Below are 14,726 nucleotides of genomic sequence, written 5' to 3'. Positions count from 1 at the left end.
ACGGTCCGCTGAGTGGTGTTCAGCGAACCGTAATACAAGGCAGGAGTTGTCTCATGGATCATTTGCAGTCGATGCGAGTATTCGTCAAGGTGGCCGACCTCGGCAGTTTTGCCCGGGCCGCCGCCGCGATGGATATCTCCAACGCGGTTGCGACGCGTCACGTTGCCGACCTCGAAGGTCGGCTCGGCACGCGTCTGCTCAATCGCACGACCCGCAGCCTCTCGCTGACCGAATCCGGTCAGGTTTATCTGGAACGCGCCCGCCAGATTCTCGACGAACTCGAAGACGTCGAGCAGATGGTGGTGGCCCGCAATCACGAGCCCGTCGGCACGTTGCGCATTGTCGCGCCCGTGGTGTTCGGGCTCCATAATCTGGCCCCGGTTCTGCAAACCTATACGCAGCGTTTTCCGCAGGTTGTGCCGGACGTGACGCTCGTCGACCGTCAGGTCGATCTTGTCGAAGAGGGTTTCGATCTCGGTGTGGTCACGGCGCGCCAGATGCGTAGCGCGAGCATCGTCACGCGGCGCCTCACGACGGGCTGCATGACGGTGTGCGCGACGCCCGCCTACCTCGAGAAACACGGCACGCCTACGCGTCCCGAGCAGATGACGGAGCATCCCTGCCTGTCGCTGCCCTCGGAGTTCTGGGGCGACGAACGTGTATTCACGGGCCCGGACGGTGAAATCCGCGTGCGTCCGACCAACGTGATCGTCGCGAACAATACGGAAATGCTGCGCCAGTTCGCGTTGCTCGGGATGGGCATTGCGATCCTGCCGAGTTACCTGATTGGCCGCGACATGGCGCGCGGGCGGCTCGTGCGTCTGCTCGGCGAATACCGGCTGCCTCAGGTGGAGATCAACATCGCATATCCTAGCCGCCGCCATCTGCCGGCCAAGGTGCGCACGTTCATCGACCACCTCGTCGAGCATTTCAGCCAGACGCCGAACGGCCAGTTCGGCGAACAGTGGGTGAAGGACGGCCTCGCCCGCCCGGCGCCTGAGCGGGAACGCCAAGGGGCGCAGCATCCGGTCGCGCAGGAAGCGTTCGACGAGGCCGAAGCCGCGGGGACGCTGCTGGACACCGAGCACGCACCGAAAGCGGCTCGTGCTTCCGCTCCGCGCACTCGAACTTCGGCGATGTCTCCGCTATAAGGCAGGTATTTCGTCTTAAAGGCGATAAAAAAGGCGTGGCCCGTTATGGGTCGCGCCTTTTGCTCTGGTGTGGCGAACCCCCGCCTGTACGGCAAGGCGTAGCGCGCTCGCTCGACTTTACGAGCCTGTCTTTCTGGCCGGGGTCTTGCGGGCGGCGGTTTTGCGCGCCGGGGTCTTGCGGGCGGCCGGCTTGGCGTTTTCCTCTGCTTCGTCGTTGGCGGCTTCCGGCGCTCCAGTGGATGCCGACGCAGCGGTCTTGCGCGCCGCGCCCTTGGCCGCCGTCTTCGCACCCGGCTCCTTCTTCTCGAATTCGAAGCCGATCTTGCCGTCGCTCTGCTTGACGAGGAACGCCTTGAAGTTACGTCCCGTGCGCGACGACTTGAAGTTCGTCAGCAGGTCCGTGCGGCCTTCCTCGAGCAGCTTCGCCATCTGCTCGCGCGCGATCTCCTGCTGGAGGATCACCTTGCCCGAACGGAAGTCGCAGGTCTTCGGGTTGGCCACCGAATGCTCGCAGACGTAGCTCATGCCGTGCTCGAATACGCGGCCGCCGCATTTCGGGCAGGCCCCCACAGCTTCCTGAGCCGAGAAGTCCGGCGCCTCGCCGTCTTCGCCGCCCTGATCCTGGCCGAAGTCGAATTCGAGCTTGTAGTTCTTCGTTTCGTCGTCGAACGAGAGCTTGAGGATGGCCGAGAACGGACGACCCATCTTGCTGCGGAAGCCCGACAGCGGTCCGATCGTCTTGTTCTGCAACAGCTCTTCGACCTCGGGAATCTCGAACTGACGGCCGCCCGGGATTTTGGAAATCGAAAACTCGCACTTCGTGCACGCGAAGCGGCGGTAGTTCTCCTTCACCTGCCCGCCGCAGTTGGGACACGGCGTTTCCAGTGTCGCGTAGTCGCCCGGAATGGTGTCGGAGTCGTACTCTTTCGCGCGCTTCACGATGGTCTGCGTCATGCGGGCGATTTCCTGCATGAACGCGTCGCGTGGGAGCTTGCCGCGCTCCATCTGCGAAAGCTTGTACTCCCACTCGCCGGTGAGTTCCGGTGCGGTGAGTTCTTCCACGCCGAGGCCGCGCAGCAGCGTCATCAACTGGAACGCCTTGGCGGTCGGGATCAGGTCGCGGCCTTCGCGCACGAGGTATTTTTCGCCGAGCAGACCTTCGATGATCGCCGCGCGTGTGGCCGGCGTGCCGAGGCCTTTCGCGGCCATCGCCTCGCGCAGCTCTTCGTCGTCGACGAGCTTGCCGGCGCCTTCCATCGCCGAGAGCAGCGTGGCTTCGTTGTAGCGCGCGGGCGGTTTGGTGACGAGCTGGTGCGCCGCGATCTTGTCGGTCTTGACCTTCTCGTTCTTCTGCACGGGTACGAGGTTGGCGTCGTCGCCTCCCGCGTCGCGGCCGTACACCTGCAGCCAGCCCGGCTCGACCAGGACCTTGCCCTCGGTCTTGAAGTGATGGCCCGCGACTTCGGTAATGCGCGTCGTGACGCGGTATTCGGCCGCCGGGAAGAACACGGCGAGGAAGCGCTTCACGACGAGGTCATAGAGCTTCTGCTCCGGCTCGGAGAGCGACTTCGGCGCCTGCAGCGTCGGGATGATGGCGAAGTGATCGCTGATCTTCGAGTTGTCGAAGATGCGCTTGTTCGGCTTCACCCAGCCCTTGTCGAGCACCTGCTTCGCGTGCGGCAGGTAGTTGTTGCTCTCCTTGAGCATCTCGAGCGTGTGCTTGACCGTGTCCATATAGTCTTCGGGCAGCGCGCGCGCGTCGGTACGCGGGTAGGTGAGCACCTTGTGCTTTTCGTACAGCGCCTGGGCAAGGCCGAGCGTGTTCTTGGCCGAAAAGCCGAAGCGGCCGTTGGCTTCGCGCTGCAGGCTCGTCAGGTCGAAGAGCGCGGGCGAGAGCTGCGTGGACGGCTTCGATTCTTCGGTAACGGTGCCTTCGCGGCCGTGGCAGGCGGCGACGATGGTTTCGGCGGCCGGCAGGCTCCAGAGGCGCGAGTCGCGCTTTTCCGGATCGAACTCGTCGCGCTTGAACTTGGGGTCATACCAGCGGCCTTCGTAGAAGCCGCCCGCGCAGACGAATTCGGCGCGCACTTCCCAGTAGTCGCGCGGCACGAAACGGCGGATTTTCTCTTCACGTTCGACGACGATCGACAACGTTGGCGTCTGAACGCGGCCGACGGTGGTCAGGAAGAAACCGCCGCCCTTGCTGTTGAACGCGGTCATGGCGCGCGTGCCGTTGATGCCCACGAGCCAGTCGGCTTCCGAGCGGCAGCGTGCGGCGTCGGCGAGCGGCAGCATGTCGTCGTCGCTGCGCAGATGCGTGAAACCGTCGCGGATCGCGGCGGGCGTCATCGACTGAAGCCACAGGCGCTGGACCGGCTGCTTCGCCTTCGCGTGCTGCGCGATCAGGCGAAAGATCAGCTCGCCCTCGCGCCCCGCGTCGCATGCATTGATGAGGCGTTCGACATCCTTGCGCTTCATCAATTTCGTAAGCACCTTGAGCCGCGATTCGCTCTTGGCGATCGGGTTCAGGTCGAAATGGGGCGGGATAACGGGCAGATGCGCGAAACTCCATTTGCCTCGCTTGACTTCGTATTCCTCGGGCGCGGCGATTTCCAGCAGATGGCCGACCGCCGACGAAAGGACGTAGTCGTCGCTTTCGTAGTACTCGTCATGCTTGGTAAACCCGCCCAGCGCGCGCGCGATGTCGTTCGCGACGGACGGCTTCTCGGCGATGATCAGAGCTTTGGACATGACTGGTGTAAGTGGGTAATCCGGGTTGGCGGCTGTTCTCGACCGCTTTATAGCACAAGGCGCGCCGGCGGCGATTTTCGTCTCTGCTGCTAATCTGGCCCCCGCGGCGCGCGGCGCCCAATCATAAGGGTGTCGCAAGCCGGGCTGCAAGCATGGGTCCTGCTGGGGTTGGATGATCGGCTCAGGGCCGCTGTTTATGTTGTATTACAGGAACACGCGCAGCCGCAGGCGTTCCTGCGACTACGCCTCGGCAAGCGCTGGGCGAAGCTTGGGCGCGTCCTTCACGCCCGGCAGCGCAGTCAGGTCGGCCAGCATACGTTCGACCACGGCGCCGTGCGGCAGTACCGTGCCAAAAAAGCGGGTGGCGGTCCCGTCTTCGATCAGGATGGTCGGGAAATTTTCCACGTCGAGATCGTCGAAACGGTCGGCATGGGTCTCGATGTCGATCCAGGCGAAGCACATAGTCGGGTGCGCGTCGGCGATGCGGTCGAAGGTGGCCCGATAGTCGCGGCACGTGCCGCACCATTGCGCGCACAGGCATGCCACGAACAGCGTGTCATGGTCGGCTACGCGACCGGCAATCCGGTCGCCGTCGGTGTCGAGGTCTAGCGCGGGCATGGTCGTTCCTTGCTTACTCTTATATATAGAGGCGTTGCATTTGGCGCGAATGTAACACGCCGGCGCTAGCGAGGTGTCGCCCTCACGAACCGCCCGCCGGGCAAGGCGCTGAGGTAGCCGGCCAGCTCCAGGTGCAGCAGGATGGCTTGCAGCGCCGCTTCGGCCATGTCGGTGCGCTGCGCGAGGATTTCAAGCGTGGCCGGCGCGTGACCCAGGGCGTCGAGCAGCCGCTGGGCTTCGGGGCCGAGGCTGGCGGGCCGTTTGGTTTCCCGTGGCATCGCCGGGGCTTGGGCGTCCCCGTCGGGCACGGTGGCGCTTGCCGGTAAAGCCAGTTGGCAGGGCGTGCCTCGGCTGTTGCGGGCAGCGTGTTTCGGGCGTGCGTTGGGTCGAACTGCCGAATGCAATGCGCCGAGCGATTCGAGCACTTCCTCCGGTGTCTCGACGAGCTGCGCGCCCTGCTTGATTAATCGATGGCAGCCGCGAGTGAGCGGCGCGTGTATCGATCCCGGCAGCGCGAATACGTCGCGCCCCATTTCGTTGGCGAGCCGCGCGGTGATGAGCGAGCCCGAGCGCATGGCGGCTTCCACGACCAGAACGCCCTCGACGAGCGCTGCGATCACGCGGTTACGCTGCGGGAAGTTTGCGGAACGCGCGGGCGTGCCGAGCGGCCATTCGGAGACGACCGCGCCGCGCTCGGCGATTCGCGCGGCGAGCGCGCGGTGCGCGACCGGATATACGAGATCGATTCCGGTGCCGACGACCGCCACGGTTGCGCCGGATTCGTCGAGCGCGCCACGATGCGCGGCACCGTCTACGCCGAGTGCGAGCCCGGATACGACGACGAGGCCCGAGGCGGCGAATGCGCGTCCGAAGCGCGCGGCGTCTTCGAGCGCCGGTGGCGTGGCGCTGCGGCTGCCGACCACGGCAATACTGCGTTCGTGCAGCAGCGAGATGCGGCCTTGCACGTAGAGGAGCGGTGGCGGATCGGACGTGCTGAAGAGCCGCGGCGGGTAGGCCGGATCGGCAAGTGTGAGCAGCGTGTTGCCGGGCGTTGCGCACCATGTTTCCAGCGTGTCGAGTTGCGCCGCAAAATCTGCCGCTGGGGGGCCCAGCGCTGCGCGTGCTGCTTCGGTGCCGGCTGTGGAGGCGAGGGCGGCGAATGGCTGCGCCAGCACGTTTTGAGGCAACCCGAAGGCGCCGAGCAGCGCGCGTAGCGCTGCCGGTTTCAGGCCGCGTGCCGTGGCAAGGCGCAGCCAGGCGGCACGTTCGTCCGCGGCGAGCGGCAAGGTGGCGAGCATGGCAGGAACTCCCACGCCGGGCGCATTGCAACCCGTCGTGATAAAATTTTCACCATCCGAAATACAATGCGGCGCTTCCCCGAGGCGTTGCGTAGACATTGGCAGTTGGCACAGGCCTGCGGGGCGGGCGGCGCGTTGAATCCGGCCGTATCGTCCGACTATCCTCGCTATCCTGCGACGGTCCGACAAGCTGGCCGAATGGCTAGTCTGCGCGACGCCCATCGCTACCGGCGCCCCGAGAAACTCCGTTAAATCATGGCTCTACTGAACATCCTTCATTACCCGGACAAGCGTCTGCACAAAATTGCGAAGCCGGTCGAGGTCTTCGACGACCGCATCCGCAAGCTCGTGGCCGACATGGCCGAGACGATGTACGCCGCACCCGGCGTCGGCCTTGCGGCGACCCAGGTGGACGTGCACGAGCGCGTCGTGGTGATCGACGTCTCCGATACGCACGAAGAGTTGCGCGTGTTCATCAACCCGGAGATCGTCTGGTCGAGCGACGAGCGCAAGCTCAACGAAGAGGGCTGCCTCTCGGTGCCGGGCATCTACGACAACGTCGAGCGCGCGGAAAAAGTGCGCGTGCGTGCGCAGAACGAGAAGGGCGAGACCTACGAAGTCGACTGCGAAGGCCTGCTCGCCGTGTGCATCCAGCACGAGATGGATCACCTGACGGGGCGCGTCTTCGTCGAATACCTCTCGTCGCTCAAGCAGACGCGCATCAAGAACAAGATGAAGAAGCTCGAACGCGCGATGTGACGCGCTTGGGCCCATTTTTACGCCCGCTTTGCGCCGCTGCGCCGTTTCCTTGATCGACTGGTTTTCCGAGCGCTCATGAGCCACTCCCTTCGCGTCATCTTTGCCGGCACGCCGGAATTCGCCGCCGCGGCGCTCGCGGCGATCCATGAATCGGGCTTCCCGGTCCCGCTCGTGCTGACCCAGCCCGACCGCCCGGCAGGGCGCGGGATGAAGCTGCAGGCGAGCCCGGTCAAGCGTTACGCGCAGGAGCACGGCTTGGCCATCGCGCAGCCCACGTCGCTGCGCCGCGCGGGCAAGTATCCCGAGGAAGCGGCCGCCGCGCTGGACCTGCTGCGCGCGACGCCGCACGACGTCATGGTCGTGGCCGCCTACGGCCTGATCCTGCCGCAGGAAGTCCTCGATATCCCGCCGCACGGCTGCATCAACATCCATGGATCGCTCTTGCCGCGCTGGCGCGGCGCTGCGCCGATCCACCGCGCGATCGAGGCGGGCGACGCCGAGACCGGCATTACGCTGATGCAGATGGACGCGGGCCTCGACACCGGTCCGATGATCGTGGAGGCACGCATGCCGATCGCGCCCGGCGATACGACGGCCACGCTGCACGACCGCCTCGCGCAGCGGGGTGCGCAGATGATCGTCGAAGCGCTGGCCGGACTGGAGCGCAACGGCGCTTTGCCCGCGACGCCGCAGCCGGCCGAGGGCGCGACCTATGCCGAAAAAATCGGCAAGCAGGAGGCGCAGCTAGACTGGCGCCGCCCGGCGCTCGTGCTGGCACGCCAGATTCGCGCATTCGATCCGTTTCCGGGCGGCGCTGCGACGCTGGACGGCGCGCAGCTCAAGCTATGGGCTGCCGAGCCGGCCGACGGCGCGCCTCTCCCCGCGGGCGCCGTGCCGGGCCAGATTCTGGACGTTACGCCCGCCGGTGTCGTAGTCGCATGCGGCGAGGGCGCGCTGCGCGTAACGCAACTGCAGAAGCCCGGCGGCAAACGTCTGCCGGCGCGCGAGTTCCTGGCGGGCCTGCCGCTCGTCGCGGGCCAGCGCTTCGAACTCCCGGAATCATCGGCAGTCTGAGCGACGGCACCGATACCCGCCAGTCGTCCGTTCGGCAGATCCCGAGTGCACTGCGAGGCGCGTTAGAATCGACTCGCCTGATTCGTATTTCCTAAGGACGTCATGCTCGGCATTACCCATTTTGGTTTTTTCTGCGTCGCGGTCTTTCTGTTGAACGTGACGCCGGGCCCGGATACCGCTTACATCGTTGGTCGTAGCGTCGCGCAAGGGCGCAGCGCCGGTCTTATCTCCGCGCTCGGCATCTCGGCTGGATGCTGTGTGCATGCGCTCGCCTGCGCATTTGGTCTCACTGCGCTGCTGGCGGCGTCCGCCACGGCGTTTACCGTCGTCAAGTTCGTCGGCGCGATCTACCTCGTCTATCTGGGTACGCGGCTGATCTTCGCGAAGACGGAGCGCACCCCGACCGAGGCCGCGGAGGCCGAGCTGTCCAGCACCGCCCCGGCGCCGCGTCCGCTGCGCCAGCTTTTTCTGCAAGGTTTCTGGACCAACGTGCTCAACCCCAAGGTCGTGCTGTTCTTCGTCTCGTTCTTTCCGCAGTTCGTGAGCACGGAGAGCGCCCACAAGGCGCTCGCGTTCCTCGCGCTGGGCGTCGTGTTCGTGTTGATGAGCACGGTCTGGAACAGCTTCGTCGCCTGGATCTCCGGCAGCGTCACGCGGCGTTTCTCGGGCAAGCCCGGCGTCAAGAAGTGGCTCGACCGCACGGTCGGCACGGCGTTCGTCGGTCTGGGCGTGAAGCTTGCCACCGCCACGCGCTGAAGTTGAATTTTTCGCGCTCGCCCATATCTAACAAATCGCTTACATTGCGCTCGCCGCTTTTTCTTGGCGGGTGCCTGACGATTTGAATCCCATCTGGGTGAAGGAGCACATCACATGTTCAACTGGGTCAAAACCGCGATGTTGATGGCCGCGATTACGGCCCTCTTTATCGCGATCGGCGGCATGATCGGGGGCCAGCGCGGCATGATGCTGGCGCTCGTGATCGCGCTTGCCATGAACTTCTTCTCGTACTGGTTCTCGGACAAGATGGTCCTGCGCATGTACAACGCGCAGGAAGTGGATGAGACCACGGCGCCGCAGTTTTACCGCATGGTCCGCGAGCTGGCCACGCGCGCCAATCTGCCGATGCCGCGCGTGTACCTCATCAACGAAGACGCACCCAACGCGTTCGCTACGGGCCGCAATCCCGAGCACGCGGCCGTTGCGGCCACCACCGGCATCCTGCGGGTCCTCTCCGAGCGCGAGATGCGGGGTGTCATGGCGCACGAACTCGCGCACGTGAAGCACCGCGACATCCTCATTTCGACGATCTCCGCCACGATGGCTGGCGCGATTTCGGCGCTCGCGAACTTTGCAATGTTCTTCGGCGGCCGCGATGAGAACGGCCGTCCGGCCAACCCGATCGCCAGTATCGCCGTTGCGCTGCTCGCCCCGATTGCCGGCGCGCTGATCCAGATGGCGATTTCGCGGGCACGCGAATTCGAAGCGGACCGGGGCGGCGCGCAGATTTCGGGCGATCCGCAGGCTCTTGCGTCGGCGCTCGACAAGATCCATCGCTACGCGCAGGGCGTTCCGTTCCCTGCGGCCGAAGCGCATCCCGCCACCGCGCAGATGATGATCATGAACCCGCTCTCCGGCGGCGGCATCCAGAATCTGTTCTCGACTCACCCGGCCACGGAAGAGCGCATTGCGCGTCTCATGGAAATGGCGCGCACGGGGCGCTTCGACTAAGCCCACGTCATTCGCCATCGCGACGAAAGGGCAGGCCGCGTGCCTGCTTTTTTGTTTGCGCGAGGATTGCATGGCGTTCCGGTGCATTGCAGGCGTTGCGCCTACGCCACGCTACAATGCAACGTTTGCGCCGCGATGCTCGCGCGGCCGGCTTCCGGTTTTTCCATGACATCCAGCTCCTCCCGGCGGTCTTCAGGCCCGTCACGCGGCCATCGTGCTACCCAGTCCGCGCCCAGGCCTGCCACGGCCGTACGTCTGACCCCCGATTCGCTCGGCTTCGCGCTCGACCAGGCCGCGCAGGCGGTTGGCGCCGTGCGCGCCGGCGCGGCGCTGCCCGCCGCACTAGCGAGCGCTTTCGCCGCGCTGCCCGCCGATTTCGCGCCGCTCGCGCGCGGGGCCGTTCAGGACATCGCCTACCGGACAATGCGCCGTCTCGGTCTGGTCGACTGGCTGATCCGTCAGCGTGTGAGCAAGGCGCCGCCTCCGCCGGTCGTGAACCTGCTGGCGTGCGCGTTCGCGCTGCTCGTCGACGACGAGGCGAATGCCGCTTATACCCCATTTACCGTCGTCGATCAGGCAGTGCGAGCAGTGAGCGCGCGCCGCGACATGGCCTTCGCGAAGGGGCTCGTGAACGCGGTGCTACGCGGCTTCCTGCGCGAGCGCGAAGCTTTGCTGGCTTCCGCCCGGAGCGACGAGGCGGCGAGCTGGAACTACCCGCGCTGGTGGATCGATGCCACGCGCGCTGCCTGGCCCGACGCATGGCAGGCGATACTCGCCGCCGGCAATACGCAGGGCCCGCTCACGCTGCGCGCGAATGCGCGCCGCACGAGCGCGGCCGACTACGTGAAGCGTCTGGAGGCGGAGCACATCGAGGCAGCGCAGATTGGCGAGCACGCGGTGCGCCTGGCGGCGCCGCTGCCTGTCGATCGCATTCCGGGCTTCTTCGCCGGCGACGTTTCCGTGCAGGACGCCGGCGCGCAGATCGCGGCGCCGTTGCTGGACGTGCGCGACGGCATGCGTGTGCTCGACGCCTGCGCCGCGCCCGGCGGCAAGAGCGGCCACCTGCTCGAGCTTGCCGACATCGACCTGGTTGCGCTCGAAAGCGATGCCACGCGTGCTATGCGTATCGGCGAAAACTTCGCGCGCCTTGGCTTCGCCCAACCCGATCCTGAGCATCCCGCGCGGCGCGCGCAGGTGGTGGTCGGCGACGCGGGCGACCCCGCCGCCTGGTACGATGGCCAGCCGTTCGACCGCATCCTCGCCGACGTGCCGTGCTCGGCCTCGGGCATCGTGCGCCGCCATCCCGACATTCGCTGGCTGCGCCGCCAGGGCGATATCGCGGCGCTGGCGCAGACTCAGCGCCGCATCGTCGATGCGCTATGGGCACTCCTGAAGCCGGGCGGGGAATTGCTCTACGTGACCTGCTCGATCTTTCCCGAGGAAGGCGAGGCGCAGGCGCGCTGGTTTGAAAGCACCCATGCGGATGCTGTACGATTGGACGCGCCGGGGCAATTGCTGCCTGCGGCCGATGGCGTGCGGCCCGGGGGGAGCAGGAGCGGCGCAGCCAGCGAGGCGCGGCCATTTGCGGCCGGCAACGAGGCGCAAGCTCGCACCGTTGCCGTTCGCACCGCCGATCACGACGGATTTTTCTACGCGCGCTTTCAGAAACGGTGATCATCAAACGCTTCTTCCCGCTGCGGCTCGCGGCCCTGATCTGGATCGCGCTGGTCGCCGGCTTCATCGCCGCGACGCCGGCGCGCGCCGATTCGATTTCGGTGCAGCGCGCGTCGCTGGAGGCCGACGGCAACGGCTGGAGCCTCGACGCCCGCTTCGACTTCGACCTCAACAGCAGCCTGGAAGACGCGGTCAACAAGGGCATCCCGCTCTACTTCACCACCGACTTCGAACTCACGCGAGCGCGCTGGTACTGGTTCGACGAGCAGCCCGTCAGCGTGTCGCAAAGCATCCGTCTGTCATTCCAGCCGCTCACGCGCGAATATCGCGTTTCGAGCGGCGGCCTGCAGCTCGGCTTCTCGACGCTGGGCGAAGCGCTCGCCGTCATCAAGCACGTGACCTCCTGGCACGTGATCGACCGCACCGACGTGCATCCCGGCGAAACCTATACCGCTTCGGTGCGCATGCAACTGGATGTCGCGCTCATGCCCAAGCCGTTCCAGATCGACGCGGTCAACAACCGCGACTGGAATCTCGCCTCCGACTGGAAGCGCTTCAACTTCACGGTGACCGAACGTGCTAAATAAAGTGCGCCGCGCCACCAGCGTCAGCAGCATCGTCGTCAGGCTGCTCGTGTCCACCGTCGCCTTCACCGCGACGCTGCTGCTCGTGCTGCTCGCCGCGGCGAGCGCGAACACCGAGTTCTTCGACCGCTACTACGGCTGGCTCTATGCGGCCAACATCGTCGTCGCGCTGATCTTCCTTTCGGTGGTGACGGCGCTCGTGATCGTGATCGTCGTGCGCTTGAGGCGGGGGAAGTTCGGCACGCGGCTATTGGCCAAGCTCGCGTTCTTCTTCGCGCTCGTGGGCGTGGTGCCGGGCGGCATCATCTACATCGTTTCGTATCAGTTCGTTTCGCGCTCGATCGAGTCGTGGTTCGACGTGAACATCGAGACCGCGCTCACGTCCGGCCTGAATCTCGGCCGCGGCATGCTCGATGCCTCGCTCTCGGACCTGCAGACCAAGGCGCGCCTGATGGCCGAGCAGATTTCGAGCGCCGACTCGGCCGGCACGACGCTCACGCTCCTGCGCACGCGCGACCAGTTCGGCGTGCAGGACGCGATGATCGTCGCGCCCGTGCGCAGCATGTCGGGCGCAACGCCGGAGATGCACGTGGTGGCCCAGGCGTCGAGCAATTTTTCGTCGCTGATGCCCGCCGACATGCCGACCCAGCTCATGATCGACCAGGCGCGCGGGCACGGCTATGCGGCGATAGAAGGCGAGGTCGACGGCGATCCCCGCGAACTCGGGCCCAAGGGCGCGCTGCGGCTACGCGTCGTCACGCGCATTCCCGATGCGAACACCACCGACCTGCAGCCGACGGAGCGCTTCCTGCAACTGGAGCAGCCGGTGCCTGCCGGGCTCGCGCGCAATGCCGATGCGGTGCAGCGCGCGTATCGCGAGTACCAGGAGAAGTCGCTCGGCCGCACGGGCCTGCGCAAGATGTACATCGGCACGCTCACGCTCGCGCTTTTCCTCGCGACCTTCGTGGCGATGATGCTGGCGCTCGCGCTCGGCAACCAGCTCGCGCGGCCGCTCTTCCTGCTTGCGCAGGGCACGAAGGAAGTGACCGAAGGCGACTACACGCCCAAGCGCGAAATCAAGTCGCGCGACGAACTCGGCTTCCTCACGCAGTCTTTCAATGCGATGACACGCCAGCTTGCCGATGCGCGCCTCGCCGTCGAGAAGAACCGTGTCGCGCTCGAGCATTCGAAGGCATACCTCGAGAGCATTCTCACGAATCTCACGGCGGGCGTGTTCGTGTTCGACCGCCAGTTCCGTCTCACCACGGCGAACCCCGGCGCGGAGCGCATCTTCCGTCAGCAGTTCGAAGCGCAGCTCGGCGTGGCGCTCGATCACATCGCGGTGCTCGCGGAGTTCGGCGCGATGGTGCGCAAGGCCTTTGCGGACCAGGAGGCGGCGAGCAGCGACAGCGACAAGCGGCGTGGCCACTGGCAGCAGCAATTCTCGGTGCCCATTCCCGGCGAAGCCGATCCGCTCACGCTGCTCGTGCGCGGCGCGCGCCTCGTTTCCGACACGGGCCGCGACGCCGGCGACATGCAAACCTCGGGCTACGTCGTGGTGTTCGACGACATCTCCGACGTGATTTCGGCGCAGCGTTCGGTAGCATGGGGCGAAGTGGCGCGGCGTCTCGCGCACGAGATCAAGAACCCGCTCACGCCGATCCAGCTTTCGGCGGAGCGCCTGCAGATGAAGCTCACCGACAAGCTCGCGCCCGCCGACGCCGAAGTGCTCAAGCGCGGCGCAACGACGATCGTGAACCAGGTCGCGGCGATGAAGCAGATGGTGGACAACTTCCGCGACTACGCGCGCACGCCGCCGGCGGTGCTCGCGAACCTGCAGCTGAACGAGCTCGTGAGCGAAGTGCTGACGCTCTACGGCGCGGAAGAGGGCAAGAGCGCGATCAAGGTGGAACTCTCGACGTTGCCGGTGATACGCGGCGACGCGACGCAATTGCGCCAGGTCATCCACAACCTGCTGCAGAACGCGCAGGATGCGGTGGCCGACACACCGAACCCACATGTCGTGCTCGAAACGCGCGCCGTAGAATACGGTGACCCGGACGCGACCGGCCGCACGCACGTGGCGGTGCGCCTCACGATATCGGACAACGGACCGGGCTTTCCGGCGCGTATCCTGACGCGTGCGTTCGAACCCTACGTTACGACCAAAGCCAAAGGAACAGGACTCGGGCTTGCGATGGTCAAGAAGATCGTCGACGAGCACGGTGCGCGTATCGACATCCGTAACCGCATGAAGGCGGGCGACGTGATCGAAGGCGCGCAGATCTCGATTCTTTTTCTCCAGTTGGCCGATGATGCCGCGACGCCCCCCCCGGGCGAGCGCGGCGCGCATGCGGGGGAGCGGGGAACACAAGCAACAGTGCAGACAAGGGCAGCGTAAATGGCAACCATCCTGGTGGTAGACGATGAAATGGGTATCCGGGAACTGCTCTCGGAGATCCTGAGCGACGAAGGGCACGTCGTGGAGCTTGCGGAGGACGCGCAGGAGGCGCGCGACTTCCGCTTGCGCCAGGTGCCCGACCTGGTGCTGCTCGATATCTGGATGCCGGATACCGATGGTGTCACGCTGCTCAAGGAATGGGCGGCGCAGGGGCAACTGACCATGCCGGTCATCATGATGTCGGGGCACGCGACGATCGACACCGCCGTCGAGGCGACGAAGATCGGCGCACTGAACTTCCTCGAAAAGCCGATCGCACTGCAGAAGCTGCTGAAGGCTGTCGAGCAGGGGCTCGCGCGCGGCACGGCGACACCGGTTGCGCGCGAAGCGGCCGGCCCGGCAGCGGCCGGTCCCGCGGCTGTCGCTTCCGCGGCGGCGTTGCCGGTGATCGCGGCCGACGGCGCGGCGAGCGTCGCGCCGCCGGCGCAGACGGCCTCGATCTCGTTCGACATCCCGTTGCGCGATGCGCGCGATGCTTTCGAGCGCGCCTACTTCGAGTACCACCTCGCGCGCGAGAACGGGAGCATGACGCGCGTGGCGGAGAAAACAGGGCTCGAACGCACGCACCTGTACCGCAAGCTCAAGCAGCTCGGCGTAGACCTCGGCAAGAGCAAGGGCGAATAAGGGG

The 14,726-nt window shown here is 65.9% G+C and carries 12 protein-coding genes; 9 read left to right on the top strand and 3 right to left on the bottom strand.

What is annotated here, in order from left to right; genetic code table 11:
- Positions 1–53 precede the first annotated feature (53 nt).
- Entirely contained in the window at positions 54–1,151 is a 1,098-nt protein-coding gene (locus V8683_RS01120) for a LysR family transcriptional regulator (protein WP_411187803.1), read from the top strand.
- Positions 1,152–1,268: 117 nt separating this feature from the next.
- Here V8683_RS01120 and V8683_RS01115 read toward each other — a convergent pair whose 3' ends face one another.
- The 3 genes from V8683_RS01115 to dprA form a co-directional block, all read right to left on the bottom strand.
- A complete protein-coding gene (locus V8683_RS01115; RefSeq protein WP_411187801.1) occupies positions 1,269–3,902 on the bottom strand; it encodes a DNA topoisomerase III in 2,634 nt (877 codons plus the stop codon).
- Between the two features lie 240 nt (positions 3,903–4,142).
- A complete protein-coding gene (locus V8683_RS01110; protein WP_411187799.1) occupies positions 4,143–4,520 on the bottom strand; it encodes a thioredoxin family protein in 378 nt (125 codons plus the stop codon).
- 65 nt (positions 4,521–4,585) lie between these two features.
- Complete coding sequence (dprA, locus tag V8683_RS01105; protein WP_411187797.1) at positions 4,586–5,818, bottom strand: DNA-processing protein DprA; 1,233 nt, start codon at positions 5,816–5,818, stop codon at positions 4,586–4,588.
- A gap of 255 nt (positions 5,819–6,073) precedes the next feature.
- On the opposite strand from dprA, the gene def reads away from it, so the two are divergent.
- The 8 genes from def (at position 6,074) to esaR (ending at position 14,722) form a co-directional block, all read left to right on the top strand.
- Positions 6,074–6,577, top strand: a complete 504-nt coding sequence (gene def / locus V8683_RS01100) for a peptide deformylase (protein WP_411187795.1) — start codon at positions 6,074–6,076, stop codon at positions 6,575–6,577.
- A 75-nt stretch (positions 6,578–6,652) separates the two neighbouring features.
- Complete coding sequence (gene fmt, locus V8683_RS01095) at positions 6,653–7,651, top strand: methionyl-tRNA formyltransferase (RefSeq protein ID WP_411187793.1); 999 nt, start codon at positions 6,653–6,655, stop codon at positions 7,649–7,651.
- Positions 7,652–7,753: 102 nt separating this feature from the next.
- A complete protein-coding gene (locus V8683_RS01090; RefSeq protein ID WP_411187791.1) occupies positions 7,754–8,407 on the top strand; it encodes a LysE family translocator in 654 nt (217 codons plus the stop codon).
- A 114-nt stretch (positions 8,408–8,521) separates the two neighbouring features.
- Positions 8,522–9,379, top strand: a complete 858-nt coding sequence (gene htpX / locus V8683_RS01085; protein ID WP_411187789.1) for a zinc metalloprotease HtpX — start codon at positions 8,522–8,524, stop codon at positions 9,377–9,379.
- Between the two features lie 165 nt (positions 9,380–9,544).
- Complete coding sequence (gene rsmB, locus V8683_RS01080) at positions 9,545–11,053, top strand: 16S rRNA (cytosine(967)-C(5))-methyltransferase RsmB (RefSeq protein WP_411187787.1); 1,509 nt, start codon at positions 9,545–9,547, stop codon at positions 11,051–11,053.
- Positions 11,050–11,640, top strand: a complete 591-nt coding sequence (locus tag V8683_RS01075; protein ID WP_411187785.1) for a DUF4390 domain-containing protein — start codon at positions 11,050–11,052, stop codon at positions 11,638–11,640. The genes rsmB and V8683_RS01075 overlap by 4 nt, the downstream gene beginning before the upstream one ends.
- On the top strand, positions 11,630–14,038 hold the full coding sequence (locus V8683_RS01070; protein WP_411187783.1) for a sensor histidine kinase: 2,409 nt from the start codon (positions 11,630–11,632) through the stop codon (positions 14,036–14,038). Before V8683_RS01075 ends, V8683_RS01070 begins: the two co-directional genes overlap by 11 nt.
- Positions 14,039–14,722, top strand: coding sequence for a response regulator transcription factor EsaR (esaR, locus tag V8683_RS01065; RefSeq protein WP_027793215.1), 684 nt, complete (start codon positions 14,039–14,041; stop codon positions 14,720–14,722).
- Positions 14,723–14,726 lie beyond the last annotated feature (4 nt).

Source organism: Paraburkholderia sp. AV2, assembly GCF_054968425.1.
The sequence above is the reverse complement of the archived record's forward strand: the minus strand, read 5'-3'. Positions and strand labels throughout refer to the sequence as shown.